The organism is Hydromonas duriensis (assembly GCF_004363775.1).
Classification (GTDB): domain Bacteria; phylum Pseudomonadota; class Gammaproteobacteria; order Burkholderiales; family Burkholderiaceae; genus Hydromonas; species Hydromonas duriensis.
Genome location: NZ_SNZE01000048.1, coordinates 1 through 4,438 on the forward strand (window position 1 = coordinate 1; position 4,438 = coordinate 4,438).

General features: G+C 43.7%; 3 protein-coding genes. All 3 read left to right on the plus strand.

Annotated elements, in window-relative coordinates; genetic code table 11:
• A partial coding sequence (locus tag DFR44_RS11495) for a hypothetical protein (protein ID WP_211336949.1) occupies positions 1-207 on the plus strand: 207 nt, incomplete at its 5' end.
• A gap of 68 nt (positions 208-275) precedes the next feature.
• The gene (locus tag DFR44_RS11005; RefSeq protein WP_133621618.1) at positions 276-467 is read left to right on the plus strand and encodes a hypothetical protein; all 192 of its coding nucleotides are present in this window, start codon (positions 276-278) and stop codon (positions 465-467) included.
• Between the two features lie 373 nt (positions 468-840).
• A partial coding sequence (locus DFR44_RS11010; RefSeq protein WP_133621619.1) for a DUF5979 domain-containing protein occupies positions 841-4,438 on the plus strand: 3,598 nt, incomplete at its 3' end.

Sequence of the window (4,438 nt, forward strand, 5' to 3'; positions counted from 1 at the left end):
TTTAATGAGTTTTATATTCAAAGCACTCAAAAAAATCAAATGGCTGTGGTGAACTTACTGGATGCCATGTTGAGTAACGATGTCGCTGCCGTGAAAGAGTCTATTCAGACGCTTCAGAATATAGAGCTTGAGTTGCAGATGAAAAAAAACTTAATTCAAAAAGAGGCGAGCGCATCTAATTTTTTATTTTTTAATCGTCAGAAGTAAAACGTTATGAGTTTTAGTTGAGTTGATTTTTGGAAGATTGTTTATGGCTTGTTGTGTAAGGAGTGTTTATGACTGTGGATGAACGTAAAACGCTAATGGATGCGCACGTATATGAGTATTTGATTAGAAAGCGGGATAAACGGTTAACGACACCTGTCCTTAAAGAGTCTCCAGAACAAAGTTGGTCAAAATCTCAGGCGATGGAGTGGGTGCGAAAAGTTAATTTGGAATTTAAAACCACTATAGAGGGAAATGAGTAAGCAAAAAATATTTTGTAAAGTTGTTTGTTGGTTATTTTTTAAGGGTCACTTTAACCAGTTTCAAATCAAAATGTTTTTTATTTTATATCTGAAGCGTTGATTCTTGAAATTTGAAATACAGAAAGGTTGTGGATGATGAGCTGTGTGTTTGACAAGCGAGAGTCAAAGCTCAACTTACATTGCTCGAGAAGGCAAACTAAATCCGCTCTCCTGCTTGGTCTTTTTTCGTAGGCTTGGGTTTTGTAAAACTTGAATGCAATGATTGGGGCTGTTTAAATTTTTTCAAAATAATTAAATAGCTCACCACGTTTCTTCAAATTTTAATTTTTATCTTAACGTTAAAACGAAAATTACATAATAAATGGGAATATATATGAAAAAGACGCTGCGGTTTTTTATAGCAGTTATATTTGCTGTTTGTACAATTCTTCCGTTTAGGGCATTTCCAGCGGCAACAAATGTGCAGTTCTCGGTTGACTCTGATGGTGAGTCTCCTTTTGATGCTAACGATTTTGCAGGAAATGACAGTTCTGCTGCAAATGGTTTGGTTCGGTCTAATGATACGCTGACTTATCGCGTTAATTATTTAGCAACGAATACAGATGTGTTGAAGTTTGTATTTACCTTGCCAGTTGGGACCAGTTGGGACAGTTCAAGTGTAGCGTCAACAGTGTGTAATGGCTCTGGAGGCGGGGTGATTTCAGGTCAAGTGCTGACGTGTTATCGTTTGCCAAGCGTTGGGGCCGAGTCTTTTGTCATTAAGGCCGCTTCGCAAACGCTTCCAAACGGCACTGTTATCACACCAACGTTCAAGGTTGATAACGGCTCGGTTGTGAACGGGCCTTCGACTACCGTTTCTGCTTTACCTAAGGCAACGACTAGGATTTATGCGAATGGCTCTGCTCCGTTGACTTTAAATGGAGTTGCAGGTTATTCAGCGAATATGAATGTTGGTATTGGACTTGATGGCTCGACAAAAGTTTTAGCATTAAAAGGTGCTGAACCAATTGCGGCTGGCACTACGTTTAAAATTTCAGTCCAGCCAGGTGCTATTTTAACCAGTACCTGTGCTTCTCCGTGGCAGTGTAGTCAGCCTAATGGGGCTGGGACACCCATACAGGTGACCGTTACTCAGCAAATTAATTTTTCTGCTGTTACGGATGCGGTTACTTCATTTAGTCCTTCACCTCATTGGACCGCTCTTCAGCAAAATTTTTCAGTTTTTACCCCTATAGACCCAAATAATACGCCATCAAATACTGCTGATGATAATTTTCCATTAGGTAGTAATTCGTATTTTTCTAACCAAATTCTTGAGTTTGATCCCAGTGGTGTATCTGGTTTATCAAATTTTGGTTCGGGCTATGCGCCTCAAACTGAACCAGGTTTTAGTTGCAATTCCTCGGTTAATAATCAATATGCTTGTTCTGTGAAGCCAGTGGATAGAACCAATACGATTATTACAGTTTCACCAAATTATTCAGTTGTTAGTCAACAAAACTCAATTTTCAATCCAATTTATGCCGATGGTAATTTGTATACAAATGCCCCTTATCCGTACTCTGAGGCTGTTTTGCCTGGTGAACGATTTATGGCAACCTCTGGTTTTTTTAATGAAGCAAAAAGTCCTTCTTCAGTATCAGAAGCGGGTATGTGTTTTGCTTTTGACAATACTAAGCTTGTTTTGGATGGCACACCAAGCGTTGGTTGGGGAGCTAATAGCGTCAATGTGTGGTGGTCAAACACACCAGTGACGGGTTCGGACTTGATATTAGAGTATTCTAGCCAACCTTATGGAAGTGATGCAGATCGAAAAGCTATTGATTGTGGCGTTGCTGGAGACAACGCTTCGGGCTGGGTGACTGACCCCTCTCAGTTGTCTGGCGGTGTGGGTTCGGTTAATACAATTCGGTTCAAATATGCCAATGGGAAAGTTTTGGATCCAGCGAATGGTTTGGCTATATCTGTTCCGTTGCAGCGATTATTTGATGCAAATTCGCTGACGGTAACTGATGGGACATTAGTTCCATGGTTTACCAGCTACAATTATCGAGATCCTAACACCAGCAAAGTTGTAAAAAGACTATCAACTTATAATGCAGCAAATGGTGAGTTGGGGCTACTTGGTGGTCGTATCAATACACAACAAGTCTTTGTTCGCCACAATACAAGTTTAGGGGCTTCCTCTGTTGCACCAGGTTCGTCGGTGCCTATAACGATGACGCCTCTTTTGGTTGGACCTAATGCAGCTGGTCTTGACGCTTTGGCAAAAAATGTCTCGCTTAAAGTGAGCTTCCCTGATAATTGCTTAAGCCCAGTTTCAACAAGCCTTCCTGTCGGTTCAACCTATACTCCAGGTAATTTTGGAGCGGACGGCATTGCGTGTACGGCTGATGATGGTGCTGCGGGTTCAGTGACGATTCCTATCGGTGACCAAACCGCTTTGGGTGGTAGTGCCAATGCCCCATATCCTGGTCATTTGACATCGTTGTCACCCATAACCTTTAGCGTGCTCGCAGCTTCTAATGCTTCCGTTGCGGTTAGGACGCTTACGACGGTTATTTCTGCAGATAACGATTTTAGTACAGCCTATGACAATACCGATAGAGATAGAACAAACAGTGTTGCTTTGAATGTCAACGGTGTTGCTGCGTTTTCTGCATCTAAGAGTACAACAGGTGTTACGGGCGGAAAAGTCGGTCCAAATGAAGTGTTTGGTTACACTATTAATTTTGGCAATGGTGGTGCCTCCGATTCTGGCGTTGCAACTTTTGTCGACGTTTTACCGTTTGATGGTGATGATAATGGCACCTCTAACTTAGGTTCTGGAAAACTTGAGGTGGTGGGCCTGTCTGCTGCCATGACGACTTCAGCAATGGGGACTGTGGCGATTGAATATTCGACAGACAATCCAATGACCATCCAAAATGCTGTAAAAGTGTCAGGTCAAGAAGATGGCAATGTTGGTATCACGTGGATGCCTTACACCGCAGGTTCTGCTGTTCCAAATGGAATTACAGCGGTGCGATTTATCACTTCAACCCCAATGCTTATTGGTCACTCAGGTTACGGAGCCATTTCAGTTAAAGCCCCAACAATTAACTCGACGACCAGTGTAACTAACTCAATATGGGCAAGAACCACTTTATATAATGGCAACCCAGCATCGGTACAAGTCATTCGCTCTGGTTCACCCGTTACGATTCAGGGTTTGGATGCAGCGACTTTGCGAGGACGAGTGTTTATAGATACCAATGCCAACGGCACATATGAAGTCAATGAATCGGGTTTGGCTGGTACTTTAGTCAAGATTGAGTGTACAGGAGGCGCATGTTTGTCTGCTCCACAGGGTACAGTCTTTAGTATGCTGGTTGATTCGGCAGGTGGTTATTCATTTGCACCGAATGCAACGGGCATCTTCCCCTCAGCAGATGGTACAGGCACAGAAGTCACAGGCTTTCAAGGCGCAGTTGCGGGTACTTGGACGATTACCGAAATCCCAACAGGTACACCACAAACCGCCATCTCAACCACCAGTGTGGGTACAGTTGCAGGCGTGACCTCAGGAACAGCCGCAGGACGCTCTATCACGGGCGTGAATATGGTCGGTGGTCAAACAGGCATCAACTACAACTTCGCCGAACGTTTCCTAGACGGCACAATCGAAGTCACCAAAGCATTGACCTTGCCAACGGGCATCACAGGGCCACTGAGCTTCACGTTCACCGCCACATGTGACCTGCCTGTTGCCAACACCCAAAAAAGCGCCACATTAAGCGATTTCCCAACCAATACTAAAGTTAGCATCACAGGTATTGCTGCGGGTGCGACATGTACGGTTGCAGAAACATTGCCCGCGTCCCCTGATACTAAATTCTTCTGGGAAACGCCCGTGTTCAGCGCATTAAGCCCGAGCACCATGCCAAACGGCGGCACGCAAACGGTCACTGCGACCAACAAACTGTCACCGA